Origin of the sequence: Kosakonia radicincitans DSM 16656, assembly GCF_000280495.2 — a bacterium.
In the GTDB taxonomy this organism is placed as follows: Bacteria; Pseudomonadota; Gammaproteobacteria; order Enterobacterales; family Enterobacteriaceae; genus Kosakonia; species Kosakonia radicincitans.
Map to the genome: position 1 here is coordinate 226,856 of NZ_CP018017.1, position 26,041 is coordinate 252,896.

A 26,041-nucleotide genomic window follows, 5' to 3' on the forward strand; every position below is an offset into this window, starting at 1 on the left:
TTACTGACCCCATCAGACGTCTGCCTGGCAGAGTTAACGGAGATATGAGCGAACAATGGAAATAGCGTCGTTGATAGATTTCGTCTGCGACCCCCTTCTTTTGTTCGTATCGGGAAATTCTTCCCTGAGATAGCTTTCCAGAACAACAGTCATCAGGCCTTTAACGGCTCCTCGTACCGAAGCCAGTTGCTGCAACAATGAAGAACATTCCGCTTCGTTTTCAATCGCCTGTTCCAGCGCTGCAATCTGACCTTTGATACGTCGTACCCGGACAAGCGCCTGTTTCTTTTCTTCTGGAGAATGTGGCATTGATTGTCCCTGTTAATCAGGATTGAAGAGACTATAGTATACCCCCCTATACTATGCAAGAAAAAATGTTGACCCCACGATGTACAAATCCAGACAGATGACAGAGTTGTATCAGGCACATTCGTACTTTAACGGTACACAATAGAAGTGAACAGAACGCCAACTTATTGGTACAGAACAAATAACTTTTCTTCAGTCAGGCATAAATGCCTTACGTCGGGTTGTCATAAACTATAGTGTAGTAGTGTTAACGCTGTCCGGGGCGTTCCAACCAGGAGAGATCATAATGTCCACAGGAAAATTCATTTTACATTCAGGCTATATCCCGTCAGGAGATCAGCCCGAAGCAATAGCCAGACTGATAGCGGGAGTCGAAGCAGGAGCGACACATCAGACACTTCAGGGGATAACCGGTTCGGGTAAAACCTTCACCATGGCGAATGTGATACACCGTTTGCAGCGCCCTACATTAATACTGGCTCCTAACAAGACGTTAACCGCACAGCTTTATCTGGAGATGAAGCAGTTTTTCCCAGAAAATGCTGTCGAATACTTCGTTTCTTACTACGACTTTTTTCAGCCAGAAGTCTATATCCCCGGAAGTGACCGCTTTATCCCGAAAGATTCCGCTATCAACGATCATCTTGAAAGGTTACGGTTATCTACGACCAAGGCATTGATTGAACGTCAGGATGTGATAGTCGTCGCTTCCGTCTCTTCGATATACGGATTAGGTGATCCGGACGCATACAGAGAGATCCAGATCCCGGTATACCCGGGACGACAACTCGCCCAGCGGGAGTTAATTCATCAACTGGCACGTCTGCAGTATGCCCGTACAGACAAAACTCTGGGACGGGCGATGTTCCGGGTTCGCGGTGACGTTATTGATATATTCCCTGCCGATTCCGAACATCAGGCCATCAGGGTCGAACTTTTTGATGATGTTATAGAATCCGCAAAATGGATTGATCCTGTCAGTGGGAAAATTGCGGGCGACATTGAACATTATTTAATATCACCCAAAACACTCTTTGTTACACCGACCGCAAAAATACCCTCAGCCACCAAAAGCATTCTTACTGACATGGAGAAACGGGTTGCTGAACTTAACAAAGCAAATCGTCTGATAGAGGCTGAGCGCTTATACGAACGCGTCAACAATGATGTTGAAATGATCCGTGAACTGGGTTACTGCTCAGGTATGGAAAACTATTCCTGCTATTTCAGCGACAGAAATCCGGAACTCCCACCGACAACGCTGCTGGATTACCTGCCAAAAAATGGCCTGCTCTTTGTTGATGAATCGCACGTAATGGTCCCGCAAATCTCAGCCATGTACAGTGGCGATCAGAGTCGCAAGGATACTCTTATCGATTTCGGCTTCCGTCTGCCCTCCTCAAAAAACAATCGACCCCTGAGTTTTGCTGAGTTTGAGAAGATTAAGCCCCAGACTGTCTTTGTTTCCGCAACCCCAGGTAAATATGAATTGCAGAAATCAAAGAAAAATGTTGTTCAGCAAATTATCCGCCCCACCGGTTTACTGGATCCCGAAATTGAGGTCCGAAGCAAAGACCAGTGTGTGGAGAACTTACTTGAAGAAATCCGTCATTGCGTCAACAGAAACAATCGTGTCCTGGTGACAGTGCTGACCAAAAAGACCGCAGAAGAACTGAATGATTTTCTGACAGAAAATGGGATCCTGTCCCGATATCTGCATTCTGATATCAAAACAGATGAAAGACAGGAAATTATCAATGGATTACGGGCCGGGGAATTTGATGTCTTAATCGGCATCAGTCTGCTGCGTGAAGGACTCGACATCCCTGAAGCCTCACTGGTCGCGATACTTGATGCTGACCATGCAGGTTTTTTACGTTCATCACACGCACTTATTCAGATGATTGGACGTGTGGCACGTAATGTGGAGGGTAAAGCCGTACTCTATGCAAACAGGATCACTCCGGCCATGAAACAGGCGATGGATGAAACGCACAATCGCAGGGAACGTCAGATAGCCTATAACCTGGAACATCATATTAAACCAGTGACTTCAGTTCGTAAGCGGAGTACTGAACAGGATGAAAGCGTCTATCCTGCCACTCATACAGAGGCATTCTGTTCAACGCTATCAGAGTTGTGTGAAAGAATTACTGTTAAAGAAAAGCAATTACTGGCGATCGAGAATTCAGGTGAGGAGAAGGATATAGAAAAATTAAGAACAGAACTGAGTGATTTGTATCGTCAATTTATATTCATGTAACAGCATCATAAAAATCATCCTGTATTAATCAGGATGATTTTTATACACACAATACTTTCCCTCTTGAAATCCGTATTCACAGGAATTACTTTCCGTGCTTCCAGTAAGGAGTAGTTCCGATTTCATCGATAATAAAATCAATAAAATCAATAAAATCAATAAAACCCCTTACTTTATATGACATGTTTTTTTGCGGATAAATAATCCAGATCGCTGATTCATTGGGGTACATACTGAATTCCCAGTCCGGAATAAAAAAGAAGAAAATGGTCCGTAAGATGTTAAGTAAATCCTGCTGAGCTCATCCCATTCCAGTGGACTGACTGAGTAATACATCTATCTGGTGGTGATCCCTGAGTCTGAGTACGGTAATCAGCTCCGGACGTTCAGCAAGACGAACCAGTTCGGGCAACGACAACTGCAGGAGTTTATCTCCGGTACACTTGTCGATACCTAGCCGAAACAGGGCTGTGTCTTCGTAATGATTCAGAACCCGCTGGGCAAGCAATAAATAGGAAAGATTGTGATGCCAGATTTGCCTCTCAATCTCTGCATTCATTATTTTCATTCAGATTCTCCCTTTTTCCAGTAACGTCTGGGGGCAATAACAAAAGAGTCAGGGCTCTGTTGTCGCCAGGTAATGCCGTAAAGGATGTATTTGATGTCCCCGGTCATCGAAGTTGACAGTTCTAAGCCAGATAGTTATCGCACTGGATATTCTTTCCCATTCATCCTGAATGATTGAATACATTACAACGTCCACGCTCCTTGATTTAAGTATTTGTTTATTACGCAGTACACCCTCTTTCTGGAACCCTAATCTCTCGGCAGATCTCATACCCTGAGAGTTGAGCCTGTCGGTTTGCCATTCACAGCGACGATATTTAAGCACATCAAAAACATATGATAGTATCAGGAAAATTGCTTCTGTACTGACTGAAGTTCGTTTGATAACTGGAGTAAGATGTACGCCTCCTATTTCTGCTACGTCATTTTTATTGTCGAGGTTATACAGAGAAAGAGTTCCCACAGCATTTTCTGAATTATTTTCTATAATGGCGTAATGATATACTCCCTTCTGTTGAATGAGTTGCTGAATATAACTGTGGGTTGCCTGTTTTGTCGGCGGTCTTTCATCCGGAAGATAGGTCCAGTCACGTGAATCCTCTATACTGTGCCATCCCTGGAAGAGGTCATTCCCGTGACGGGTGGACAGCAACTGCAGAGTGCAATAACGCCCTGGTAATTGGCGCAAATCAGGTAATGAAAGAGTGACGTCATCGTCAAGGTGACTGCCTATATATTGACCGAAATTATTTTGCTCTGTCATATTCTTCTCCTTAAGAAACGTAAGGATAACAATGAGAAGTTTCGGCGTTTATTTTAGATATAAGCAACTGAAATCTTAACGGTATGTACCATATCAGATGTATCCTGAGAAACATCATATATTAACAATAGCATATATTGCGTTTGTATCAACGCTTATATTCATTTTGAGAACATGTTCGCAATTAGTTAATTATCTCGAAGTAACGGAAATATGTCAGATATTATATTGTGATTATTATTGTGTGGGTATTAATGATGTTGTTCATTATTTAAACAAAAAAAGACTGAGGGACCGTTATCCGGAAAATGTTGTATCGCCAGGAGGATAAAACAGGACAAGTTTAGCAACATACGAGAAAACCGCAAACCAAATGAAAAACCGTTTTGGCAATTTCTGAATGAATCAAGAATTGCTCCCTGACTCACCGATCGTCAGCGTTTCCCGAAGGAATCTGATTCCGTCTGATATTTCTTAAGGATAAGACCAAAATATGAAAAAAGGGAAGTCAGGATGACCTCCCACTAATTGCCTGAAAACCTGTATTTTATACATTACTGGATGTTGAAAACACTGAGCGAACGCAAGGCATGATGTACGCGTGCTGTTCTGTTTCCAGTGCTGGATTCATTGATGGCGCAACCACCTCTGCCAGTCAGTCTCACATAACTACATACCAGGAACCGCTAGTTAACCCAGTCCTCAGGTACCAAGGTCGATATCCTCTCAAACTCCAGCGCATTATTCGTCACCAGCACGGCACCGGCGACAATTGCGTGCCCGGCGATAGCTATGTCGATCGGGGTGCCAGCGAGGCGCAGCACCAGTTTAATCTCCGTGGTCGCATCTACCGCTGCGCAGTCCCAGGTCAGAACGGCACACAGAACGCGTCAACCAACTGCTCGCGGGGTGGGGAGGCCTTCGGACCTGTGGCGCCAAAGCGCATCTCGGAGTAAGTGATAACCGAGACCACGATACGCTGGTCACGCAGCACCGCCGGCTCCAGGCGCTTCAGCACCACTTCCGACTGCTCGCGCATGATGAACGAGCAGATGTTGGTGTCGAGCATGTAGATCTTGTTCACAGGTCAAATCGACCTTCATCGCTGACAACGTCCCCACGTTCCACCATAAAGTCCGGTTCGGCTTTTTCAAGCTGCGCGAACGAGCACCAGGTCGGCCGGACGGGACGCAGGATGATACAGTCCCCCTCCCGAACAATCTTCAGCTCGCTGACGCCCTCAAAATCCAGATCGCGAGGCAGACGGATGGTTTTGAGAAAAACATCGGGTAATGTACGCCAACTGGAATTTATCTCGCTACGTTACCGACAGTTCTGGCTCTGGTATGGATAATGAGTCAACTGAGATTTCGGAGAAAAAAAGATGCGTTATACCCGAACCAGCACTGCAACTGATGTCACTGATACACTCAGACAATACCAGGCTGACTTGCTGACAGGTCCTTGCTGGATGTCGGTATGGCCACTGATAGAGCGGCTACTGAGTCGTGAGAATGAAATGCAGTCGGTCTGGCAGAATATTGCCCGTCAGGCGCTAACCTGGCAGCAATGCTATTGTCTTCTGGAGCAAATCATACTGGCGGGCCGTTTCAGTAGACCTGATATCGTTTCCCGATTGAAAGAGGATTATCGCCAGCTTGAAGAACTGAACCGGACTATCAGTAAGGAGGCCGGTGAACTGGCACAGAAGATATTGGTCCGAGATGCGATCCTGAACCGGAACGCATTCACACTTGAGAGAACCACGCACATCGTGGAACTGATGGAGATGGCTGAAGATAATGATGGGCTTTACCGTTATTATCTTCATGAAACACTCGATGGCCTGACCTGTCGTTATGACGGAAAATACTGGCCGGGACTCCCTGGCGTCCTGCAGGTTATAGCAAGGGAGCACCCGGAAATTGGATGTCTATCAGAAAGCGATCGGGCCATCATTAACGGGCGCGGCAAAATGCTCCCCGATTATCTCCGCGAATTATTCAGTAGCATCGAGAACGTCAGGCAGGGTCCATGGGGTCTGCCGAAAGAATTTACGTTGACGGACAGTAGCCTGGCTACGCTGGCCACTGTAACACTGGATCATACTGAAGTGTTCTCCGCTGATACGGTAAAAGTACGCCGGAGTGAATTCAGCAAAAGAGGAGAGCGGGGAGCATGGCCATTTAAGCCACTGAAGGCAGTCGATATGTAGACCCCCGATGTGGACGAAGGTCTTATTTGCCTTCTGACTTTTCCGCCAGACCGACTGAAGTTCATGCCAACAGCAATCATAACGGTTACTGAATTACCAGGTGAATGCTTCTATAGTGGGATTACCTTAGGCACCACATGGAAAAGAAACAATGACGGTAGGATCACGCTGGTTTAAATTTGATTTTCATAACCATACCCCGGCCTCAGATGACTACAAAGTCCCAGATCTCCAGCCCCGGGAATGGCTGCTGGCTTACATGCGGCAACAGGTCGACTGTGTTGTCATCAGTGACCATAACAGTGGGGCATGGATTGACGTGTTGAAAGCGGAACTGGCGAACATGTCCCGGGACGCCAGTTCCGGTGAACTGGCAGACTTCCGGCCGCTGACTTTGTTTCCCGGTGTGGAGCTCACGGCCACCGGCAACGTTCATATCCTCGCCGTGTTGCACACCCAGAGCACCAGTGCCGAGGTGGAACGGCTACTGGCACAGTGCAACAACAACTGTCCTATTTCGCGTGAAACCCCCAACCATCATCTTGTGCTTCAGCTGGGACCCGCGGGCATTATCAGTAATATCCGTCGTAACCCGGAAGCTATTTGTATCCTCGCACACATTGATGCGGCGAAAGGCGTTCTGACAAGCCTTACTAATCAGGGGGAACTGACGGCCGCTTTTCAGTCAAATCCTCATGCAGTGGAGATCAGACACCGGGAGGAGGAGATTACGAACGGGACTCACCGGCGTTTAATTGCGGATTTGCCATGGCTTCGGGGATCAGATGCGCACCACCCTGAACAAGCGGGAGTGCGCACCTGCTGGCTGAAGATGTCCGAGCCTGATTTTGACGGTCTCAGGCACGCATTACTCGATCCGGAAAACTGCGTGCTGTTTGATGATAATCCACCGGAGGCACCAGCTTCACATTTGCGCAGCCTGACATTCAGGACCCGTCTTTGCCAGCCGGCAGATCAGTATGGAGCCTCCGTTGAGTTTAGCCCGTTTTACAATGCGGTGATTGGCTCCCGGGGCAGTGGTAAATCCACGCTTATCGAAAGTATTCGTCTGGCCATGCGAAAAACCGAAGGGCTGACTGTGTCTCAACGCAACAAGTTGAACCAGTTTAGTCAGATGGGGATGGGCATGGATGCGGATTCTTTCATCGAATGTGTGTTCCGCAAAGAAGGCACAGATTTTAGGCTCAGCTGGCGACCCGATGGTCGTAATGAATTGCATATTTTCAGCGAAGGTCAGTGGGTGCAGGACAATCACTGGTCACCAGATCGTTTTCCCCTCTCAATATACAGCCAGAAAATGCTCTACGAACTGGCGTCAGACACAGGGGCATTCCTGCGCGTCTGTGACGAGAGTCAGGTAGTCAACAAACGCGCCTGGAAAGAGCGCTGGGATCAACTGGAAAGGGAATACCTGAATGAGCAAATAACGCTGCGTGGTCACCTGGCCAGCCAGACGATCGCAGATAAACTGCAGGGGGAGTTGTCTGATGCTGAACGGGCCGTCAGTCAGTTGCGGTCGAGCGCTTACTATCCGGTTTGCACCCGCCTGGCCACGGCTCGGGCTGAACTGTCTGCAGCAACGCTTCCTCTGGAGCATCATGAACAGCATGTCGCTGGTCTGAGGGCGCAGGAGAAAGAGCCAGTACAAGTCCCGGAGCTCCAGGTGGAGCCGTCTGCGACACTGACAGCATTTATGACGCGTCTTTCTGACGTACAGCAAAAGTATGACCAGCGTCTTGACACACTGTTGTCGGACTATGCCGCGGAACTCAGTACCATTAGGCAGGACCCCCCTCTTCTCGCACTGGAAGAGGCGGTGCGTAACCAGGAGGAAACTGTACAACGTGAGGCCATGGTGCTACGAGAACAGGGACTCAATCCGAATGTCCTCGATGAGCTGATGACGCGCTGTGAGTCGCTGAAGTCGGAACTGAGAAATTACGCCGATCTTGACGGGACGATCGCGGCCTCAGCAGCGAGATCCACAGGATTACTGGCTGAAATGCGTAACCACCGGATGGTATTGACGGAAAAGCGGAAGGCGTTTCTGTCCTCTCTGTCTCTCAGCGCGCTGGATATTAAAATTCTGCCGCTCTGTGCCCCACACGAAGACACCGTATCTGGTTATCAGGCGGTAACCGGGATCGGCAACTTTGCCGATCGTATCTATGATGATGGTGACGGGAGCGGGCTGCTTCATAGCTTCATCAGCTTGCGCCCGTACAGTCCGCTACCGTCGGCAACGGAAAACAAATATCTTGCGCTGGATACGCTTAAAGCTCTGCATCTTGCCATCCATCGCGAGGAGCCGGGAGCAGGGTCAGAGCTCCACGGAGCTTTCAGAAATCGCCTTAAAGGTCTGAATGATGCGCAACTGGATGCCCTGCAATGCTGGTATCCGGATGATGGGATCCACATTCGGTACCAGACGCCCGGAGGAGGGATGGAAGATATTTCCTCTGCCTCACCGGGACAAAAAGGGGCGAGCATGTTGCAGTTCCTGCTGTCATATGGCACCGATCCCCTCCTGCTGGATCAACCAGAAGACGACCTGGACTGCCTGATGCTGAGCATGAGCGTGATCCCTGCCATCATGGCAAACAAGAAACGCCGACAGCTGATTATCGTGTCGCATTCTGCCCCAATAGTGGTCAATGGTGATGCGGAATACGTTATCAGTATGCAACACGACCGCTCTGGCCTGCACCCGGGGCTTTGTGGAGCGCTTCAGGAGACGCCGGTGAAGGAACTGATTTGCCGACAAATGGAGGGAGGGGAAAAAGCATTTCGTTCCCGCTATGAGCGGATACTCAGCTGATAAACGGCACCATCCCTGGGACAGAGAGACATGTCAGAAGAGTGGCACCTGCGTGCCGCTGAGTATCTGAAAACCCGAACATAGACCCCGATCAGGCTGCCCCAAGAGTTTGATCGGGGCCTATGAGGCCGATGAGTTACCCTTTCTTCTGACAGTCTTCTCCTGAGTGTCAGTGGTGGGCATTGAGCCATGCTATCAAACGAGCATCGCTACGGGAAAGCGTCCCGTTTTTCAACTGATTATCAATGGCTGTGTATACTTTCTTTTCCGTGATCCCGTGAAGGGGGTTCAGTTCCCTGAAAACTGACTCACTGGTAAACTGGCACCGGGTAAATGCCTCCTCAGCGGTGCTGACGGTTGGGTGGATCACCACAATATTAAACAACGCGCTGATTGTTGCCCGCAGATAGTGTTCAAGGTTCACCGTCAGCAGGTCAATGTGCGGGCTGGTACCTGCATTGTGCACGATGGTATTTCTCAGCAGATACAGGCGGTGAAGATGTCGGGTGACTTTCTCGGCATGTTGCCCCAGTTTATCCGCCATTTTCTCGGGTGACGCACAGATCCCGGCAAGCTTACGCACCCGATACATGACATAGGGAAAGTGCTGTAAATCTGTCTGAAGTTCACGGACCCGGTCCGCATCTTTAAGAAGGGCATAGAGTTGCCCCAGCGGAAGTGAAGCGATCTCCGGTGTGCGCAAGGGGTGCCCTGGCTCTCGCAGAATGAAGCGCAGAACTTTTCTTAGAGAAAACAGTTGCTTAACAACATAGTCCAGCACCATACAGGGAGCCACAACACCGATGACATGCTGTTCATGTGATGGTGTGCCAGGGGCAACTCCTAGCGTTAATGATTCAAGCGCCGACCAGTAAGCGGTGAAACGACTCTCCTGAACTTGGCTTTCAATGCCGTTACGGAAAAACCGAAATGCGGAGCTGATTTTTTTACGGGACACATCCGGTGTATCCGTGAACAGTCGGTTCATCGCCACCATAAAGCGCGCAAACTCCTCGTCCGTTAACCGGTCCGCGTTTGCCTCGATTTCATTATCGAAGCGCGGCACTTCTGTTTCGTCTTCATCCCTGATTATCATGAACTGTTTCTGGACGGTGATATCTCCCTTACCTACCATGTAGGCAATGACATCCAGGGATTCACGAAGCATCTGACCGGCCATGTTACGGGCAGATGTGTCAGACATTGAGCAAACCGGTATATCGACTGAGAGGGAGAAGCGTTGTCGGGCTTCATCAAGTGGCATGAACACACATCCGTTGAACTGCAGTGTGGGTCCTTGCGTGTTAAGTAGGGTGTGCAGTTTCTCACTGGTAATAAACATCCGAACAGTCACGTCCCGAGTAGGCGTTACCAGTTTCTGCCGGAACGAGTGAAAGGCGGCCCGGAAAGCGTTCGGTTCAGTACTCACATTCCTGAAAATATTGATGTACAGCAGGTAACATTCCGTCAGTGTCATACCCCGGGTGAGGAGTACACTCATCACTCCGTTTGTCAGTGAGTAAATATCCCGTGCATGGTGTTCATCCAGAGGGGGCCATGCAAACAGTTCCTGTTCAAGCATCTCAAGAGCCTCAGTGATATAACTGGCCTCGGTGATATCCGCCAGTTGTACACATAGGCTACAGATAAGACGAGGACGCTTTTCCACCGGGCTGCGAGTGGGGTCAACCAGCAAATCTCTGTCCAGAAGAGTCACCAGTTGAGCGGGGATGTCCTCAAATGCTTCTCTCCTGAGAACTTGATCGGTCTCGAGTAACTCGAGCAGTTCAGTGGCCACCCGGAGTCTTTTTTTATCGGCACTGAAACGATCTTCCATTTCGTAAAGAAATAGCAGTTCGCGGATGGTGCTGAGTGGATTGCTGTATCCGACCCGGTCAGTATCCGGGCTGTTTTTATGGCAGAAGTTGGACCAGCATTCAATAAAATAAAGCTGACGCTCGGTGAGTACATCCCTGCTCAGACGTCGGTCGATACGCATAGGTCTGGAAATCTCTTGTACAGTGAGTTATTATTTATTCATACCATATTTAAACCATCTGCCGCCATGCGGGGGATGTCACCGAAAAAAACGGCTCTCCCTTCCGTCAGTGGCTCAGTCCCGGGAAGGCTCAGGGCCTCATATCCAGAAAGCCACCCTTGCGGGTGGCTTTTTTTTCAGAAGTCCGGATGGTCCAGTGCAGGCAACTACCTGGCGACCCGGATGATGTCCGCCTCCCGCCAGAACAGTGCTTCATTCATGTACCAGAACAGGTGGCGACGGAAGACATTTTGCTGAGGACGTTCCCGACCAGCCTGCTGCACACGCAGTGAAAGCCAGGGCACACCCATCCATCATGATGGGTTGGAGATTGAACATTCAGTCATCTCAGGCAGAGTAAACCCGGTCTCTGACAGAACGCCTGTGGGACGTTTATTGATGAAATTCATTCTCTTCCCCATTTATATTCCCTGCTGACCCTACAGAAAACTGAAAGGAAGTCATGAGACAATCATGAAGGTTTAAGGCTGGCTGTCCGTCAGCATGACTGAATAGTGAATACCTTGTGGCAGATTGATTGAGAATGGTTTATTCAGTGTAAGCGGGATGGTCTTTGGTGCAATCGGTATTGTCCTGATACTGTCTCCTACCAGGCGAGCATTCACGTATCGCTCGTGATCATAGTAATTTATCTCACCACTGATCTCGGCCGTTCTGCTTTTTTCACCCGGAGACAAATCAATATACATCGTCGCTGCGGCAAATTTTCTGTCCAGCTCAGAGGTGAATGCTTTTCCAGGCATCGGTCGAAGTGCATACAGTATAGCGTTATGTGTATTGTCTTGTTTCATAAGGCTGTCCGCAGTTACGGTAATTATGGTTGCCCCTGATACTGGCGACTGCATTTCCGTTCTGAGGTACTGCGCACTGTTTTCTGATGGCACGGCACTGCATCCCATCAGCGAGAGGCATAAAACAGCGAGTCCTGTCATTCTGTTCAATTTAAATGTCCTTTATCCATTATCAATAATTGGTGGTCGCTCTGTCAGTATCGGCATGATTCATAAAATGTTGATACTGTTATGCCTGGACCCGAAAGATACGAAAGGCGAAAACTATCTTGCTCATAAGATAAATAGTGCTAGTTACCACTGCTTTGGCTGGAATGACCCCACGACAGAAGACAATTTATGTCCTCACGAAGAGGCCTGTTCGAAGATCTTCGAACTGAGGGCGCGGAGAAGGCTGCGACGATTCAACATTATCTGTAGCAATTCAGTTTCAGAGCAGATGTGCAAAACATTTTTCAATAGACAGCAAAACCGGAAATGTAACTTTCCATAAAATCAGAACACTGATTAACCCAATCTCCGGAGATTCACATGCCTTTCTCTGATTTTCTGAAAATCATTCAGAAGTTTCAGTGTGCAACTGTGCTGGAAAAAGTACTGATGCTGCTGTTTGTAATTCTGATCATTGTGCAACAGGTGATCGATACGTTCTGCAGTCGATAAGACCCGGCCGGTAAGAAAGCGGGGTTGGATTAGACGGGTTTCTTACACGCCGGTCACAGCCAAGTGTCCTGCCGGAACGACAGGACACAGCCTGAACACAACGGGATTTCTGGCAGAATAACCGTAACACCCACCTCTTTCTGCGGAGCGCCATCTATAGACATTCTTACGGAAAAAAACGACACCTGATGGACAGGTACCGAAGGGTTAAACCAGCCAGGCTGATTAGAGTTATGGGAGTATTAGCTTCGTTTCGTTTGTTTCAAGCAGCTGTACTTGTTCGTCAATCCACTGCCCTGCAACAGCAGCTTCACTGAAATCTACTACCGGGTTATCTATCAGTTTCTGAAGGAGCTGTTCAATACGATCTATCCGGTAATGGAGATCACGCATTTCGGCTAAAAAATCAAATTGCTCCTGGTGAAAGTGAGTGTACTCGAATTTCAACCGGTACCGGCCGTTATGATAATTAACCTGTTCCTCTGTGTGTTGCCTTGCCTTACGAACTTCGTCAGCCAGGAATGTGTCAACATCACGTGTTTCTAACTCTCCGCTAAGGCGCTGCAGGGCAGGAAAGTGGTCAGGATAACAAAGGGCGAAAGTAATCATCATTCCCTCTAAAAAATGATCCCCTAACGTTTTATTAATCCAGTCCTTCAGCCACTTGCAATGCCTTTGCAGCGTAGGATCTGCACCTACAGAGACTGGCTCATAGGCCGCTCGAGCGATAATATGGAACAGAAGCGCTACGCAGTACATTTTGCCTTTCGTGCTAACCTGAACGCGATCATCGTATTTGAGATTATATGGGTTGATGTTGGGCATAACATCATGACTGTAAACCAAAAACTCAAGCGACTCATCCATGACCTTCTCAAAACGCTGGCTGCGATTGTTTCTGTCACTGATAGAGCCGGCCTGATACCACCGGTCCGAAAGCTGTCGGTATCGACGGTAATAGTCATCCTCTTTTTGCTGAATAAACTGATTCCGGATCTGGGCGTCAATCCGACGTGCCAGACCGGAGAAATCGGGTAGGACAAATTTCTCTGGTTCATTTTTCGGAGATATAAGTGCTATGAATTCAGAAACCTGCATGTCTTTACTCTGAGGTCCATAACGTTTTCCTGACATGCGAGTGCCGATGAAAAAGCTTTCAATCGTCATAACTTACCTTTCAGTGTCTATTCAGAAATTTTAAGTGTGCACTAACTATTCCATAAAACTGCATATCAAGACAAAATATCAATCAGTATAAAAATACTTTTGTATTACATTTGTATTGCCAATGTGTGCGTAATGGATTACAACTACTCCTGACTGATAAACATAATCTGGAGCCGTTATGATGAACAAGCTACAGGAACGATATGCTCGCATAATTGCGATAATGAACAATAAAGGTGGTCCTGGTAAGACCAGTTCGGCTACCAATCTGGCTGTTCACTATGCCAGATCAGGGAAGCGGACGCTGTTGATTGACTCGGACCAGCAGGCCAATACGACAGAAGTCACCGCAAATGGTAAAAAGTACTATTCCATGTATGGTCCAACTATTTGCGATCTCTACAGCAATTCTCGATTTGATATCCGCGATGTCATCATCCCCGCGATGGCCGGTGATGCTCCTATCCCTAACCTGGATCTGATTCCGTCTGACCCGACGTTCGAAAAAATTATTGAACAGACCCTTACCCGCAGTCACCGCGAAAAAATCCTGGGCCGTCATCTCGAGAAAGTTCGCACTGAATATGATTACATCATTATTGACTGTGCACCTGGGCTCAATATCGCAACCGGCAATGCAATTTTTATCGCCGATCATGTTCTGGTACCTGTCGATGGCGGGAGTTTTTCTCTGAGTGGTCTTGAAATCATGCTGGACTATATGGATGAGATCTCTGAGGAAGATTATGCACGCTTCAGTGTATTCCGGAACAATTACAATGGTGCAAATAAGAAAATAAACACTTATATCGAAACCGCCCTGGGCTCGCACGAGAGAATTTCTCCGAGACTATTGAAAAGCCGGATTCGTACTGATCAGGCCATAGTACAGTCTCAGGTGGCTTGTCTTCCTCTGTACTACTACCAGAAAAGTGCAATGGCTTTAGTGGATTACGGCAAACTTGCCCGTGAGCTAGAAGAAATTATCAGCAGTGAGGCAGCATAATGTCTAAAGAACTTGTTCGACCTATAATGGAAAAACCTGAACGGGCCAGAAAAGAAAGTAGCCTGACTAACATTGCGGCTAAAAAGAAAAATACGACAGGCGAAACACCAAAAACTATACGCATGACACCTGCGGAAAAGATGCTGGCGCAGGAACTGGTTGAGCAGATCCAGGCACTTACGCACAAGAACATTACGGTTTCCACATTACTTCGTGCAGGGCTGTACCTTGCTCAGTCAGCAGGACCAGAAAAAGTTCTGAAGGCGATTAAAGAGAACATTTAGCAATACAAATGAAATACATTTGTATTTCATCTTCAGACATCTTTCCTGCTCAGTCTGGCCTGCGGGATCAGCAGGCCATCTTGTCCAGTTGCTTAATTATCTCAAGTTCTTCTTTAAGCAAAACAGGGTACTGATGGGTACAGGATTTTAACATTAAGAACTGGCGATTCTGTCTTCATTTTTCGTGTATTTTTGAAGGGAGCCCTTTAAAAGCGTCTTCCCAGTAGAGTTCCCTTTCCTCATCATTAACAACTTTACTCATCCATGATTCCGAACGGTTCCAGCGAGCAGCAACTTCCTTCATGGTCCAGTTTTTTTCTTTTAATAATTTTTTAATCGTCTGAGTTGATAATCGGGCATTACTCCAGTTTTCAAGAGACTTTCTGGAAACATGAAAATCAAATTCAGGATATGTCTCTTCAAGTTTTTCTTTAGAAATAAAAGACCAGTTAGGTTCCTGGTACTGGTTGAAGTGAACCAGACTATATCGGTCATCCTGGGTTATGCTGATTTGAGATTCGTAATGTTCTACCCATACAGAATTCTCACGAACATACTCAAACAGAATTGATATCACTTCTTTACTTTTACGTTCCTGTGATTTAAATAAATCAAAAATCCCTTGCTGATTCTGTATTTTAATTGCACCGTCATTAATGAGTGCATTCACAGCTGATGCCCGTACACTCTCAACAGCATTGGTAATTGAAGTGTTATAATAATTTAACAACTGAGCACAGAAAAAAATTATCTTCCCGTTAACGATCTGAACTTTTAAATAGCAAAATCCCTCATCATCCCAGAAGGCTCTGAACTGCAGAGGAAGATATGTTTTTTTAAACCCTTCAATCAATCTGACACTGAGCTTCATCTTAGACTCCAACTGATTTTATAATGATAAATTGAACTATAGTTCAATATTTGTCAAATCAACGTGCAAACTGATGTCGAAAGAAGGCTGATACCTGTGGGAGATATTTTGATGCGGTAACAACCAGGACGGTCAGGATTTCTCACTCAATAGAATGAGTAACAACGCCAGCCAGAACCGGTAAAGACTGTAAGTGCATATCATCGGCACCGAATACAAATGAATTACAAAAGTAGTTCATTTGTATTCGGCGTAATTTCACTTAAAAGCTAATTAAATGTTCAATTCTTCAGCCGGTATTACACGGAAACCTACCAAAATTAGTTGGTTATATCATTTAGTTCATCCTTTACCGATCGTTCTAATACATCCAGCGCCAGGTGATGTATTATCAACTCAGTTGTCAGCTTAACGGGCAACTACCTCACGTTACGTCTGGATAACAGGCGCAACACACACGTAAATCTGAGAGGAATTCCACATGGAAACTCAAAGAATTCGATATATAAACTTTACAGAAGGAATCATCCATGAACCAATTTACAGAGGACCTACATAATGTAGTAGCTCAAATCTTAGCCGGCGCAGAAATCTCTGATAGTGAAATTTTCAAAGAATTAACTATTGAACCTGATTTTTACAAGGTGCAGGACCAGTATTACGGTGGAAATGGTATCTATTTCAACTCTGAATCAGAAACCCGCTTTTCACTGCGTAGCAAATCCAAAGGTGTATTGTATCTGGCCACCACGGCATTTACAGGGCTGAAAGAGTTTTATCAGGATGCTCCGCTTGTTGAAACTGAGGATCTTGAGAAAAACTGTATGGCGGTAATTCAGGCAGCACGCACAATCAAGATTATTGATTTAGCTGCCCTGGCGCCCCATCTGAAAACTCCGTTAGGTTATTTGATGGGCTCTAAAGCTGTCTATGAGGATACTCAGTGGCTGGCAGAAGTGCTTTCTCATTATGCTGATGGTATTGAATATTTGTCTCAACACACCGGCAAAACCTGTATCGCGTTGTGGTCTGACACCGTTGATGGAAACGGAATGCTGAAGAACATCTCAGTCACTCCGTTAATCCAGTTCAGTCTCAACGGACAAAGTACGCAGGCGATCTTAAAATCAAAGCTGGGTATTCTTACTCTCTGAGATTAAAAATGGGCCAAAAGGCCCATTTTTTTACATGGTATGGTTGGTACCAAAGTTTTCTGCCAGGATTCTGAAGTGGGTCATCTCTTCAGGCGTAGCGCCACGGCGCAGCGCGTCAACAATAGAGACATGTGTTTCAGTTCCCGGAATATCAACTTTACGGGTAAAGAAGTGACATTTCCGCACAGCACTGACCTTGTGTTTAATCAGGGATAATAATTCCGGGATGCCGGCCAGCATACCGCCTTCTGAATTATTCTCACGTGTGCAAAACTGAAATACCGGGTAAAGGTTTTCAGAACCCCATTTAATCTGAATAACTTCACCACGGTTTCCTCTTTTATGCAGGGTTGGCGGCGTGGTTGCCAGTATTTTTATAACGGCCGTTGATTTATGCACTCCGCCTGAATTCTCCAGCGACTTAAGAAATACTTCTCTCGCTTCAGCAAGATCTTCCTGGGCCTGTTTTTCAGGTGTCATGGTATTAATTAATGTCTGCAGCTGAGCCTGATTCTTTAATTCAGCCCAGAATGTTTCATCCTGCAGCGTGAGCAGTTCCAGTAACTTCTCGTGGGGCAGTTCATGCAGTGCTTCAACGAACTTGCTTCCCACATTCTGAATGCGGGTCTGCAGCAGCTGGATTTCAGTTTGCTCACGGTTTTTGAGGTGAGCACGGGCTTTATTAGGTGCATAACTGATGTTTGTCATAGTCGCCTCGTCTCGGGTGTTTAAGATTTCCATGACTTAAGAATACACAAAATCTTAAAGAAGTGCAATTTTTGTACTTCCTGCATTCCCTGCAAAATCTGCATTCCGATTTCCGCTATTTGAGGAAAGGTCGCCCAACTGAGGGCAGTTTGTCACAGAACACAACATACAGCCCTTCCCTCCCCTTCAGACCCCATCATCCAGGCAAAAAGGATCCTTTTTCGATCCTTTTGCGATCCCATACTCTCCTCACGCTAAAATATTTGTTTCTGATTTATGGTATATATCCAGAAAGCGGAAATTCAGTGCACACCGCTCTGCGGGTTTTTTCCGTGGCAGTCGCGGTCGCGAGCAACGAAAATGACAGCAGAATTTCATCAGATTGCGCTACGTGAAAAATGGCAGGGTTGCAGGGGTGTAACCCGACAGAATTTACGTAGCGTGAGCGGACCAACGGGGACACCATGACTCTGCCCTCTTTTATTAACGCCTCCCCTGCCCTGCCGGCGACAGGCCAGTCGGCTGGCCTGGACTACGGCCGCGCGCTTTCGCTACGCGAAATGGCCCGGCACTACACCGAGCTGCCAAAATATCTGCTGGCTCCGGAAGTGGCCGGACTGCTGCACTTTGTTCAGGACTGGGGTCAGCACGCTTTTTTTAATACGTTATGGAATACCGGGGCACGCCTGAACGAAGGCCTTGCCCTGAGACGGCGTGACTTTCACCTTAACGAGAGCATTCCGCATGTCGTTCTTCGCACCGCCAAACAGCGGCGTGCCGGCGGCGGCCGTCCGCGTAAGGGAAAAAGTGCCAACCGGGTGGTGCCGTTATCGGACCCGGCCTATGTCGATGAGATGCGCCGGCTGTTCGCCAGCACGAAGGAGCAGTTTGAAGATGATCCGATTACAGGCGAACGTCGCGCGCAACCGGTGTGGAATGTTTCCGACCGGACGGTGCGTAACTGGCTGGTCCGGGCTACTGATGCCGCGGATCGTGACGGCGTCAGACTGAGCATCGACGTCAGCCCCCATACCTTCCGGCACAGTTTTGCAATGCACCTTTTATATGGCCACGTTCACCCTAAGGTACTCCAGGGTCTGCTGGGGCATGAGAAGTTTGAGAGTACTGAGGTCTATACGAAAATATTTGCGCTCGACGTGGCTGCCAGTCAGCAGCTGCGCTTCACCCTCGATACACAGGATGCGCTGCAGCTACTGCGTATAAAATAGATAACCAAGTTGAGTTCCCATGAAAAAAACCAAATACAGATTTGAGAGTGATGACGATCCCTTTGTATCTAAAGATGTTTTGACTCTGATCGACAACGGACTTGTGTTTCTGGATAAGGCGCGTGAAGAATTGCAGGACTCCATGCCCAAATTTTCGATTGTCAGTTTCTGGACAGCGGTCGAGATCCTGCTGAAGGTACCTTTGTTACATGAGCACTGGAGTCTGGTGTGCTCCGGCAGGAAAATAGAGCGAGCAAGGTACCTTGCAGGTGATTTCCAGTCGGTGACATACGATGAAACATGTCAGCGATTAGCTGATGTTCTGGAACACCCTCTTCCTAAAGAAACCATCGACGTATTCAAAAAAGTCAAAGACCATCGCAACCGGGTGGTTCATTTTTATCATTCCGATTTCACAGACGAGCAATCAAAGAAAATTCTTCATGAACAGGCCGATGCCTGGTTTGCGCTAAATCGTTTTATGCGTGATCAGTGGTTTTCGATTTTTGGAGAGCCTCTGAACTCTAAGCTCGCATTAGACGAAGATGGAATGCTCCGGAGCTCGTTTTTTTATGCTGATGCTAAATTTCGTTATCTCAAGCCGGAACTTGATGGACTCGAAAAACAGGGATGTTCAGTCTCAGTTTGCCGCTCCTGTAGTAAAAAAGCTGCGGTTGATATGTGTATACATGAGGAAAGCGGAAATACCCTGCATGAATCTGACTGTCTGGTCTGCGGTACCAGGTCAGATCAGTATCTCGAAGTTACCTGCCCTGACTGCGGGATAAAGCAGAATTTATACGCTACCGGTGAAACAGAATTCACCTGCGTACAATGTAACCACTCTTCATCACGATACGATTTGCTTGATGAATGGGAGGGTAAACCAGAAGATTTTAGTCATTCTGGTCTTCCTGCAAGTTGTTCTGATTGTGACGGCTATGAGACGGTATGTGAGTACGGTGGTGGATACCTGTGCACCACCTGTCTCGTATTACATGACTCACTGGAAACCTGCGGATACTGTGGCGGGCATTCAACCTCAGTTCCTGAAATGAGCGGTCTTATAGGGTGTAACTTCTGTGATGGTAACGTGCGGTTGCTGGAGGAATAAGTATATAAATGAATTACATTTGAAATTCCTTTGAATTACAAATGTATGTCTTATGTAGTTATTATCTGGTACCTCTTAGAAACACAATAACAAATACAAATGAATTTCAAATGTATTACATTGAGGGTGTTCGATGTCAACGTGGACAGATATCTCTATCGGTAACTTCACTCTGTACGATACGCAGAATGACTATCATCAATGGTATTTTCAGAAGGCCGATCGTGTCAGGGAGATTGTCAAAGACGAGGACGGGAGCTGGTCAGAAGGAACGTTTATCGGCTATCGGACGACCGTGGCACAGATGCGCCGACGGTTACAGCTGAACGGATATGACCGGGCCGCTCTCGAACGGGATTTTTCGACTGCCATTGAGTCCTGGAAAACGGATTCTATTGCGGAGCTGGCCAAACTTGAAAGCGAAGAACATCCCCACGGAGAAAATTATCTTCAGTACAGAATCACCTGGCTGAAGCACGTCATCCCGGTTCTTGAAAATGCAACGCTGGATGACTGGCTTGACCGGTTAAATAAGGCGGCATGTTGGCCGAGTAACGAGAGAGATTTTGCCCAACTTTTGACGTGGATTGAAACCGGTGATCCTGTGCTTTCCCTGATGGTCAGCTCGGTTGACGGTGATTGCTCCTGGGTTCGTGATTCGAACTTTAATTTCCCGTGTACACAACGAGATTTTTACTCTTTAGCGATTCTGCTAATCACTGAGGATGGCGCTGTATGCGAACTGGACCTGAAATGGCTCATATCTGCCGAATTGACTGATGATTTTGACGATCTGGAAGAAAAACATGCGGGAGCCACTCAACCGCTTAGACATGCCAGACAGAGCCTCTCTGAGTTGAGTGCACTGGTAGGCACTGTTGCAAAGTTAGCGATGAGGCAGCCTTTTGTCTTATTCAAAGGCCTTACATTTCAAAAACTCTGCTTACCAGGCGCATTTCGCCCAGGGGATCACCATAATAAAATGCTGAGGCCTGGCCTTTGCGTAGTGCACGCATCACCTCAATACCTTTGATGGTGGCGTAAGCCGTCTTCATGGATTTAAATCCCAGCGTGGCGCCGATTATCCGTTTCAGTTTGCCATGATCGCATTCAATCACGTTGTTCCGGTACTTAATCTGTCGGTGTTCAACGTCAGACGGGCACCGGCCTTCGCGTTTGAGCAGAGCAAGCGCGCGACCATAGGCGGGCGCTTTATCCGTGTTGATGAATCGCGGGATCTGCCACTTCTTCACGTTGTTGAGGATTTTACCCAGAAACCGGTATGCAGCTTTGCTGTTACGACGGGAGGAGAGATAAAAATCGACAGTGCGGCCCCGGCTGTCGACGGCCCGGTACAGATACGCCCAGCGGCCATTGACCTTCACGTAGGTTTCATCCATGTGCCACGGGCAAAGATCGGAAGGGTTACGCCAGTACCAGCGCAGCCGTTTTTCCATTTCAGGCGCATAACGCTGAACCCAGCGGTAAATCGTGGAGTGATCGACATTCACTCCGCGTTCAGCCAGCATCTCCTGCAGCTCACGGTAACTGATGCCGTATTTGCAGTACCAGCGTACGGCCCACAGAATGATGTCACGCTGAAAATGCCGGCCTTTGAATGGGTTCATGTGCAGCTCCATCAGCAAAAGGGGATGATAAGTTTATCACCACCGACTATTTGCAACAGTGCCGGATATGCAAGAGTATCAACCAGCCATCAGAAACTGACGAGCCAGATTACTGAACTCAAAACAGCGGGAGTGAGGGATGATCGTGTATTTACTGACATGATGTCAGGAGCAACTGATGAGCGTGCAGGGCTACAGAGACTCCTTGCCAGAGCGGAGAAAGATGACATCATCCTCTGTACTAAAATGGATCGTCTAGGACGTAATACCGCTGATATGATTCGTATTGTGGATACTTGCTATAAAAAAGGCATCGCTATCCTATTTCTAGAGAATGGTCTTAGTACTGAAGGCACAATGGGAAAAATGGTTATCCAGATACTAGCAGCTGTTGCCGAGGCGGAACGAGAAAGGATCTTGGAGCGAACTAACGATGGGCGGAAGACCGCTATGATTAAGGGGGTCAAATTCGGAAGAAAGCCTCACAAGAAGGCTGAATTAGCTAATGAATTGATTAATAAGGACGTACAAGTTAAGGAAGTAATGGAAAAAACGGGTATATCAAGGGCGACCTATTTTAGGCTGAAAAGAAAAACAGCTATTAACTCTAACGAAGGATGAATTCAAAGTGAGTCAATACTTAAAGCTTGGAGATGACCAGTCTCCGGTTCAGTTGGATCCACACAGCGAAGTTGGTGCATTTAAAGTTGTTGGACACTGCTCATGGGCAAAACCAGGAGATAAAATCACTCCTGATTTTTTGCGTTTAAGAATAGAACCTTGGTTAACTGCTCTTTTTCAGTCTGAACACCTAAATATACTTATTGGCGCGGGACTTAGTTCAGCAATCCAAGAGTCAGCGACAGGCACGAAACCTCAAGGCATGGGATGGATTAATGATCTCAAAGTTTGCAAGGCTGAAATAGATAGTTATGTAGCTAAAACAGCTGAAGCCTCAGGAAGAGGAAGAGGTAATATTGAAGACCAAATCCGTTCAATTAATGAGTTAATTAAAGGATTAGAGATTTTAACTGCGCAAAATCTCCCACTTCCAGAACCGCCTCCTGGTGCTCTCCCATATCGAAATTTAAAAAGTGAGTTAGTTGAGTTAAATAATGAGCTAACAAGATGTTTGAAATTATTCTCAGATTCAGTTAGTAATGGGGAAAAGTTAATTCGCGATGCAAAAAACGATTTAAAAACACAAACGTTTAATTATTTAGTAAGTTTTTTGATGAGTTTTTCAAGTCGAACAGCGACAAGGGATCGATTACATATTTTCACGACGAATTACGACAGGATAATTGAAGCAGGAGCTGAAATAGCAGGTATTCGACTAATTGACAGATTTGTTGGTACTATAGCGCCTATTTTCAGATCTTCGCGACTAGAAGTCGACTATCATTATAATCCACCGGGTATTCGTGGTGAACCAAGATATTTGGAAGGTGTGGCGCGCTTTACTAAATTACATGGCTCATTGGACTGGTATACTACCGAAGGAGCCATAAGGCGATTTGGATTACCTTTTGGTGCGAGTTCGGTGGAACCCTTTTTACAAGTGGAGGCTGCTGGAGCAGCGAACTATCATCAATTAATGATTTATCCAAACTCGGTTAAAGACCGAGAAACATCAGAATACCCTTATGTTGAACTATTCAGAGACTTAGCATCTGCAACATGTCGTCCTAATAGTACTTTGGTAACATATGGTTATAGTTTTGGAGATGAACATATAAACCGTGTTATTATTGACATGCTGACAATACCCTCAACGCATATAGTAATAATTGCCTACGGCGATCCACTCGGTAGAATTATGCGCTTTGTAAACGAAAGTGGAAGAAAAGCTCAAATATCTTTATTACTTGGTGACCACTTTGGAGATATCAAGAATTTAGTGGATTTTTATCTTCCTAAAGCAGCGATAGACAGATCATCAATTCGTATGGCAGAACTATTGAAATCAAGGGGTTTATATCGTACAACAATTTCAAATAATAGCGAGGATGCTGAATGAACTCATTTCCGATTGAACAAGGTGAGCAACTCAGGGTCGGCACTGTAGATTTTGTTTCACCTAATGAAATTAGAGCAATATTAGAGATTGACTCACCTGATACTGTTGCTTTGAATGCAGGAACGCCTAGAAACTTTCCAAGAGTAAACAGTTATGTATTAATATCATGTGATAATGGTTACTTAGTTGGGCAAATAGAGTGGCTTGCTGTAGAACATTCGCCTTATCCAAAACAAAGAGATGTTCAAGAATTTGGTTTAGTAAATCTACCATTCCCCCGAAAAAAAATAAGTTTGAATCCGGTGGGAATGCTTAAACGTTTGTCCAAAGATGGTACTGATTATTTCAGATTTCAACGAGGTTCTGAATCGTTTCCTTCTATTGGGGCTGCTATTTTACTACCGACAGATTTACAACTTAGATCAATAGTCGAATCTGGAAATAATAGGCGAGTGATCATTGGACAAAGTCCACTTGCGAACAATGCAAATGTAGCTGTAGATCCTGATAGATTATTTGGTCGTCATATAGCAGTGCTCGGAAATACTGGTAGCGGTAAGTCTTGCTCTGTATCTGGATTAATCCAGTGGTCACTCGAATCTGCATTGGAATCACAAATAAAACCAAATGCCAGATTTATCATCCTAGACCCCAACGGCGAGTATGCACGTGCTTTGGGGCCAACGACGAAATTTAAAGGTAGAGTATTTAAGGTTGAGGCTGAAGGCAGTGAAAACCAATTACAAGTACCCTCATGGTTTTGGAATAGTTCGGAGTGGGCATCATTCACGCAAGCAAGTCCTAAAGCACAACTTCCATTACTAAAACGCTCCTTGAGAGCAATGAGAAATGAAGAATTTGATTTACAAAAGAATATAGATATAGAAGTTAAAAAATACCTAGGTACAATTTTGGTTTCTTTAAAAGCGGATAAATCTAAAGGAGCAGCGGCACTTAATGATTTCCCTGGAGCCAAAAATCTTTTGGCTAAAATTAATATTTGGCGTCAGAGTCTGGAAGAATACAAAGCGAGATTAACTACACCATGCCCTGAGCTAGATAAATTAATCATCTCTATTCAAGATTTTTGTGGGCAAAGAGAAGGCAGATATCCAGATTACAATGCTAAAGTTAGCGCAGTTGATAACATCATAAATGGAGTGTTATCTTCATTTCAGAGCCTTGGAGGCGATGAGTGTGAACTCCTTCCTAAAAACGAGGATATCCCCGTCCCTTTTGACGGAAATAATTTAGTCTCCTATTTAGAGGCGTTAGCACAAGAAAATGGTAGCGAGCAATATGTTGAATATCTAGTAGCTAGAATACGCACAATGCTTGCGGATACAAGAATGAAACCCATAACCAATGACTCAGAGCATAGAGTTGACTTGGCTAATTGGTTAGAAACATATATTGGGAAAGATGGTGATGGTGATAGCTGCGTTTCAATTATTGATCTTTCTTTAGTACCAACTGAAATTACTCATCTTGTGACAGCTGTCATTTCAAGAATTATTTTTGAATCATTGCAACGTTATAGACGACTATATAACAAATCTTTACCTACGGTACTTGTTGCTGAAGAAGCACATACATTTATTAAACGGTATCGTGAGGACAGTGAAAATCAGGATGTCGCAGCTGTTTGCTGTCAAGTATTTGAGAAAATTGCACGAGAAGGCAGGAAATTTGGTCTCGGTATGGTTATTTCTTCGCAACGACCATCAGAATTATCACCTACAGTTTTATCTCAATGTAATACTTTTCTTCTGCATCGAATTAGCAATGACAAAGATCAGGAGCAAGTTCATAAAATGGTACCCGACAATTTGCGAGGATTACTCCGTGAATTGCCTTCATTGCCATCTCAACATGCAATACTGATGGGCTGGGCATCTGAACTTCCTGTCTTAGTTAAAATGAAAAATTTGACGAAAGAGCAGCAACCCCATTCTGATGACCCTGATTTCTGGGATGTTTGGACAAGAAAGGATGCTGATGGGAAATTGGTCGAGAGAACGGCCAATTGGGAAGCTGTTGTAAAGGAATGGCAACAAAATTGAACTGAAGTAGGATGTGAAAACGGGAGGGCAGATCGGAATTGAAGGAACTTTATGCAATCAATCTACTTGGTATTGCGTTCCATCGACCATCAGCCCCATGATCATTGGAGTAGCTGTAAATGCAGCACCTAATAATTAAAATAAAACAATAGGTTAACCTATTAACGTGGTTTTTTACATCGTTGGCCCTCAAACCCCTAAAATCAGAAAAGTATCTTTCCAGACCTGTCAAATGGAAGCATTAACAAATCAGTTAACAAAACGGACAATATAGTAAAAAGTGGCTGGTAAGCATACTAACCACCTGATAGGCAGGTAGCAGCATAAA

Annotated in this window: 23 protein-coding genes and 1 pseudogene; 13 read left to right on the forward strand and 11 right to left on the reverse strand. The window is 46.1% G+C overall.

Features of this window, described 5'->3' with window-relative positions:
• Positions 1 to 33: 33 nt before the first annotated feature.
• The gene (gene frmR, locus Y71_RS29430) at positions 34 to 309 is read right to left on the reverse strand and encodes a formaldehyde-responsive transcriptional repressor FrmR (RefSeq protein ID WP_001120775.1); all 276 of its coding nucleotides are present in this window, start codon (positions 307 to 309) and stop codon (positions 34 to 36) included.
• Positions 310 to 595: 286 nt separating this feature from the next.
• Between frmR and uvrB the strand changes: the two genes are divergently transcribed.
• Complete coding sequence (gene uvrB / locus Y71_RS29435; protein ID WP_000103071.1) at positions 596 to 2,572, forward strand: excinuclease ABC subunit UvrB; 1,977 nt, start codon at positions 596 to 598, stop codon at positions 2,570 to 2,572.
• Positions 2,573 to 2,873: 301 nt separating this feature from the next.
• On the opposite strand, the gene Y71_RS29440 is transcribed toward uvrB, so the two are convergent.
• From Y71_RS29440 to vapB, 4 genes and pseudogenes are all read right to left on the reverse strand, one after another.
• Positions 2,874 to 3,140, reverse strand: coding sequence for a flagellar transcriptional regulator FlhD (locus Y71_RS29440; RefSeq protein WP_000699996.1), 267 nt, complete (start codon positions 3,138 to 3,140; stop codon positions 2,874 to 2,876).
• Positions 3,141 to 3,188: 48 nt separating this feature from the next.
• Positions 3,189 to 3,902 (reverse strand): GNAT family N-acetyltransferase, encoded by a 714-nt coding sequence (locus Y71_RS29445; RefSeq protein WP_000139428.1) that lies wholly within the window; start codon positions 3,900 to 3,902, stop codon positions 3,189 to 3,191.
• A 686-nt stretch (positions 3,903 to 4,588) separates the two neighbouring features.
• A pseudogene (locus tag Y71_RS29450) lies at positions 4,589 to 4,986 on the reverse strand (type II toxin-antitoxin system VapC family toxin).
• Complete coding sequence (gene vapB, locus Y71_RS29455; protein WP_032140383.1) at positions 4,983 to 5,216, reverse strand: type II toxin-antitoxin system VapB family antitoxin; 234 nt, start codon at positions 5,214 to 5,216, stop codon at positions 4,983 to 4,985. Before vapB ends, Y71_RS29450 begins: the two are co-directional and overlap by 4 nt.
• A 70-nt stretch (positions 5,217 to 5,286) precedes the next feature.
• Between vapB and Y71_RS29460 the strand changes: the two genes are divergently transcribed.
• Together Y71_RS29460 and ppl are read left to right on the forward strand one after the other, a co-directional pair.
• Positions 5,287 to 6,117, forward strand: coding sequence for a hypothetical protein (locus Y71_RS29460; RefSeq protein ID WP_001270901.1), 831 nt, complete (start codon positions 5,287 to 5,289; stop codon positions 6,115 to 6,117).
• A gap of 151 nt (positions 6,118 to 6,268) precedes the next feature.
• Positions 6,269 to 8,956 (forward strand): anti-phage protein Ppl, encoded by a 2,688-nt coding sequence (gene ppl, locus Y71_RS29465; RefSeq protein WP_000215804.1) that lies wholly within the window; start codon positions 6,269 to 6,271, stop codon positions 8,954 to 8,956.
• 169 nt (positions 8,957 to 9,125) lie between these two features.
• Here the strand turns inward: ppl and Y71_RS29470 are convergent, their stop codons facing one another.
• Together Y71_RS29470 and Y71_RS29475 are read right to left on the reverse strand one after the other, a co-directional pair.
• Positions 9,126 to 10,955, reverse strand: a complete 1,830-nt coding sequence (locus Y71_RS29470) for a hypothetical protein (RefSeq protein WP_001217270.1) — start codon at positions 10,953 to 10,955, stop codon at positions 9,126 to 9,128.
• Positions 10,956 to 11,476: 521 nt separating this feature from the next.
• On the reverse strand, positions 11,477 to 11,956 hold the full coding sequence (locus tag Y71_RS29475; RefSeq protein ID WP_126498302.1) for a hypothetical protein: 480 nt from the start codon (positions 11,954 to 11,956) through the stop codon (positions 11,477 to 11,479).
• Between the two features lie 381 nt (positions 11,957 to 12,337).
• Between Y71_RS29475 and Y71_RS30935 the strand changes: the two genes are divergently transcribed.
• Positions 12,338 to 12,469: a hypothetical protein gene (locus tag Y71_RS30935; protein ID WP_001116618.1), complete on the forward strand. Its 132-nt coding sequence runs from the start codon at positions 12,338 to 12,340 to the stop codon at positions 12,467 to 12,469.
• 231 nt (positions 12,470 to 12,700) lie between these two features.
• On the opposite strand, the gene Y71_RS29480 is transcribed toward Y71_RS30935, so the two are convergent.
• The gene (locus Y71_RS29480; protein WP_000151478.1) at positions 12,701 to 13,636 is read right to left on the reverse strand and encodes a hypothetical protein; all 936 of its coding nucleotides are present in this window, start codon (positions 13,634 to 13,636) and stop codon (positions 12,701 to 12,703) included.
• Positions 13,637 to 13,814: 178 nt separating this feature from the next.
• On the opposite strand from Y71_RS29480, the gene Y71_RS29485 reads away from it, so the two are divergent.
• On the forward strand, positions 13,815 to 14,642 hold the full coding sequence (locus tag Y71_RS29485) for a ParA family protein (protein WP_000981293.1): 828 nt from the start codon (positions 13,815 to 13,817) through the stop codon (positions 14,640 to 14,642).
• Complete coding sequence (locus Y71_RS29490; RefSeq protein ID WP_000032260.1) at positions 14,642 to 14,926, forward strand: hypothetical protein; 285 nt, start codon at positions 14,642 to 14,644, stop codon at positions 14,924 to 14,926. Before Y71_RS29485 ends, Y71_RS29490 begins: the two co-directional genes overlap by 1 nt.
• A gap of 175 nt (positions 14,927 to 15,101) precedes the next feature.
• On the opposite strand, the gene Y71_RS29495 is transcribed toward Y71_RS29490, so the two are convergent.
• Positions 15,102 to 15,797: a hypothetical protein gene (locus Y71_RS29495; protein ID WP_000778342.1), complete on the reverse strand. Its 696-nt coding sequence runs from the start codon at positions 15,795 to 15,797 to the stop codon at positions 15,102 to 15,104.
• Between the two features lie 530 nt (positions 15,798 to 16,327).
• On the opposite strand from Y71_RS29495, the gene Y71_RS29500 reads away from it, so the two are divergent.
• On the forward strand, positions 16,328 to 16,951 hold the full coding sequence (locus Y71_RS29500) for an RES family NAD+ phosphorylase (RefSeq protein WP_001071437.1): 624 nt from the start codon (positions 16,328 to 16,330) through the stop codon (positions 16,949 to 16,951).
• 30 nt (positions 16,952 to 16,981) lie between these two features.
• Here the strand turns inward: Y71_RS29500 and Y71_RS29505 are convergent, their stop codons facing one another.
• Positions 16,982 to 17,659: a hypothetical protein gene (locus tag Y71_RS29505; RefSeq protein ID WP_000182008.1), complete on the reverse strand. Its 678-nt coding sequence runs from the start codon at positions 17,657 to 17,659 to the stop codon at positions 16,982 to 16,984.
• Positions 17,660 to 18,123: 464 nt separating this feature from the next.
• Here Y71_RS29505 and Y71_RS29515 point away from each other — a divergent pair, with 464 nt between their 5' ends.
• The 3 genes from Y71_RS29515 to Y71_RS30505 all read left to right on the forward strand — a co-directional run bounded on the left by Y71_RS29515 (position 18,124) and on the right by Y71_RS30505 (position 21,035).
• On the forward strand, positions 18,124 to 18,888 hold the full coding sequence (locus Y71_RS29515; RefSeq protein ID WP_000174662.1) for a tyrosine-type recombinase/integrase: 765 nt from the start codon (positions 18,124 to 18,126) through the stop codon (positions 18,886 to 18,888).
• A 19-nt stretch (positions 18,889 to 18,907) separates the two neighbouring features.
• On the forward strand, positions 18,908 to 20,002 hold the full coding sequence (locus Y71_RS29520) for a hypothetical protein (RefSeq protein WP_007372351.1): 1,095 nt from the start codon (positions 18,908 to 18,910) through the stop codon (positions 20,000 to 20,002).
• A 133-nt stretch (positions 20,003 to 20,135) separates the two neighbouring features.
• Complete coding sequence (locus tag Y71_RS30505) at positions 20,136 to 21,035, forward strand: HEPN/Toprim-associated domain-containing protein (RefSeq protein WP_071532009.1); 900 nt, start codon at positions 20,136 to 20,138, stop codon at positions 21,033 to 21,035.
• Here Y71_RS30505 and Y71_RS29530 read toward each other — a convergent pair.
• Positions 20,926 to 21,630, reverse strand: coding sequence for an IS6-like element IS26 family transposase (locus tag Y71_RS29530; protein ID WP_001067855.1), 705 nt, complete (start codon positions 21,628 to 21,630; stop codon positions 20,926 to 20,928). The genes Y71_RS30505 and Y71_RS29530 overlap by 110 nt on opposite strands.
• Positions 21,631 to 21,654: 24 nt before the next feature.
• Between Y71_RS29530 and Y71_RS29535 the strand changes: the two genes are divergently transcribed.
• From Y71_RS29535 to Y71_RS29545, 3 genes are read left to right on the forward strand one after another with little or no spacing between them, the layout of a single operon-like run.
• Complete coding sequence (locus Y71_RS29535) at positions 21,655 to 22,251, forward strand: recombinase family protein (protein WP_050998928.1); 597 nt, start codon at positions 21,655 to 21,657, stop codon at positions 22,249 to 22,251.
• 7 nt (positions 22,252 to 22,258) lie between these two features.
• On the forward strand, positions 22,259 to 23,650 hold the full coding sequence (locus tag Y71_RS29540; RefSeq protein ID WP_004098990.1) for an SIR2 family protein: 1,392 nt from the start codon (positions 22,259 to 22,261) through the stop codon (positions 23,648 to 23,650).
• Positions 23,647 to 25,713: an ATP-binding protein gene (locus Y71_RS29545; RefSeq protein WP_004098991.1), complete on the forward strand. Its 2,067-nt coding sequence runs from the start codon at positions 23,647 to 23,649 to the stop codon at positions 25,711 to 25,713. Before Y71_RS29540 ends, Y71_RS29545 begins: the two co-directional genes overlap by 4 nt.
• The last annotated feature ends 328 nt before the right edge of the window (positions 25,714 to 26,041 follow it).

What these genes read in the sequence shown, in the direction of transcription:
- frmR (WP_001120775.1), bottom strand. Translation starts at nt 309, where the DNA reads ATGCCACATTCTCCAGAAGAAAAGAAACAGGCGCTTGTCCGGGTACGA.
- uvrB (WP_000103071.1), top strand. Translation starts at nt 596, where the DNA reads ATGTCCACAGGAAAATTCATTTTACATTCAGGCTATATCCCGTCAGGA.
- Y71_RS29440 (WP_000699996.1), bottom strand. Translation starts at nt 3,140, where the DNA reads ATGAAAATAATGAATGCAGAGATTGAGAGGCAAATCTGGCATCACAAT.
- Y71_RS29445 (WP_000139428.1), bottom strand. Translation starts at nt 3,902, where the DNA reads ATGACAGAGCAAAATAATTTCGGTCAATATATAGGCAGTCACCTTGAC.
- Y71_RS29460 (WP_001270901.1), top strand. Translation starts at nt 5,287, where the DNA reads ATGCGTTATACCCGAACCAGCACTGCAACTGATGTCACTGATACACTC.
- ppl (WP_000215804.1), top strand. Translation starts at nt 6,269, where the DNA reads ATGACGGTAGGATCACGCTGGTTTAAATTTGATTTTCATAACCATACC.
- Y71_RS29470 (WP_001217270.1), bottom strand. Translation starts at nt 10,955, where the DNA reads ATGCGTATCGACCGACGTCTGAGCAGGGATGTACTCACCGAGCGTCAG.
- Y71_RS30935 (WP_001116618.1), top strand. Translation starts at nt 12,338, where the DNA reads ATGCCTTTCTCTGATTTTCTGAAAATCATTCAGAAGTTTCAGTGTGCA.
- Y71_RS29480 (WP_000151478.1), bottom strand. Translation starts at nt 13,636, where the DNA reads ATGACGATTGAAAGCTTTTTCATCGGCACTCGCATGTCAGGAAAACGT.
- Y71_RS29485 (WP_000981293.1), top strand. Translation starts at nt 13,815, where the DNA reads ATGATGAACAAGCTACAGGAACGATATGCTCGCATAATTGCGATAATG.
- Y71_RS29490 (WP_000032260.1), top strand. Translation starts at nt 14,642, where the DNA reads ATGTCTAAAGAACTTGTTCGACCTATAATGGAAAAACCTGAACGGGCC.
- Y71_RS29495 (WP_000778342.1), bottom strand. Translation starts at nt 15,797, where the DNA reads ATGAAGCTCAGTGTCAGATTGATTGAAGGGTTTAAAAAAACATATCTT.
- Y71_RS29500 (WP_001071437.1), top strand. Translation starts at nt 16,328, where the DNA reads ATGAACCAATTTACAGAGGACCTACATAATGTAGTAGCTCAAATCTTA.
- Y71_RS29505 (WP_000182008.1), bottom strand. Translation starts at nt 17,659, where the DNA reads ATGACAAACATCAGTTATGCACCTAATAAAGCCCGTGCTCACCTCAAA.
- Y71_RS29515 (WP_000174662.1), top strand. Translation starts at nt 18,124, where the DNA reads ATGACTCTGCCCTCTTTTATTAACGCCTCCCCTGCCCTGCCGGCGACA.
- Y71_RS29520 (WP_007372351.1), top strand. Translation starts at nt 18,908, where the DNA reads ATGAAAAAAACCAAATACAGATTTGAGAGTGATGACGATCCCTTTGTA.
- Y71_RS30505 (WP_071532009.1), top strand. Translation starts at nt 20,136, where the DNA reads ATGTCAACGTGGACAGATATCTCTATCGGTAACTTCACTCTGTACGAT.
- Y71_RS29530 (WP_001067855.1), bottom strand. Translation starts at nt 21,630, where the DNA reads ATGAACCCATTCAAAGGCCGGCATTTTCAGCGTGACATCATTCTGTGG.
- Y71_RS29535 (WP_050998928.1), top strand. Translation starts at nt 21,655, where the DNA reads ATGATAAGTTTATCACCACCGACTATTTGCAACAGTGCCGGATATGCA.
- Y71_RS29545 (WP_004098991.1), top strand. Translation starts at nt 23,647, where the DNA reads ATGAACTCATTTCCGATTGAACAAGGTGAGCAACTCAGGGTCGGCACT.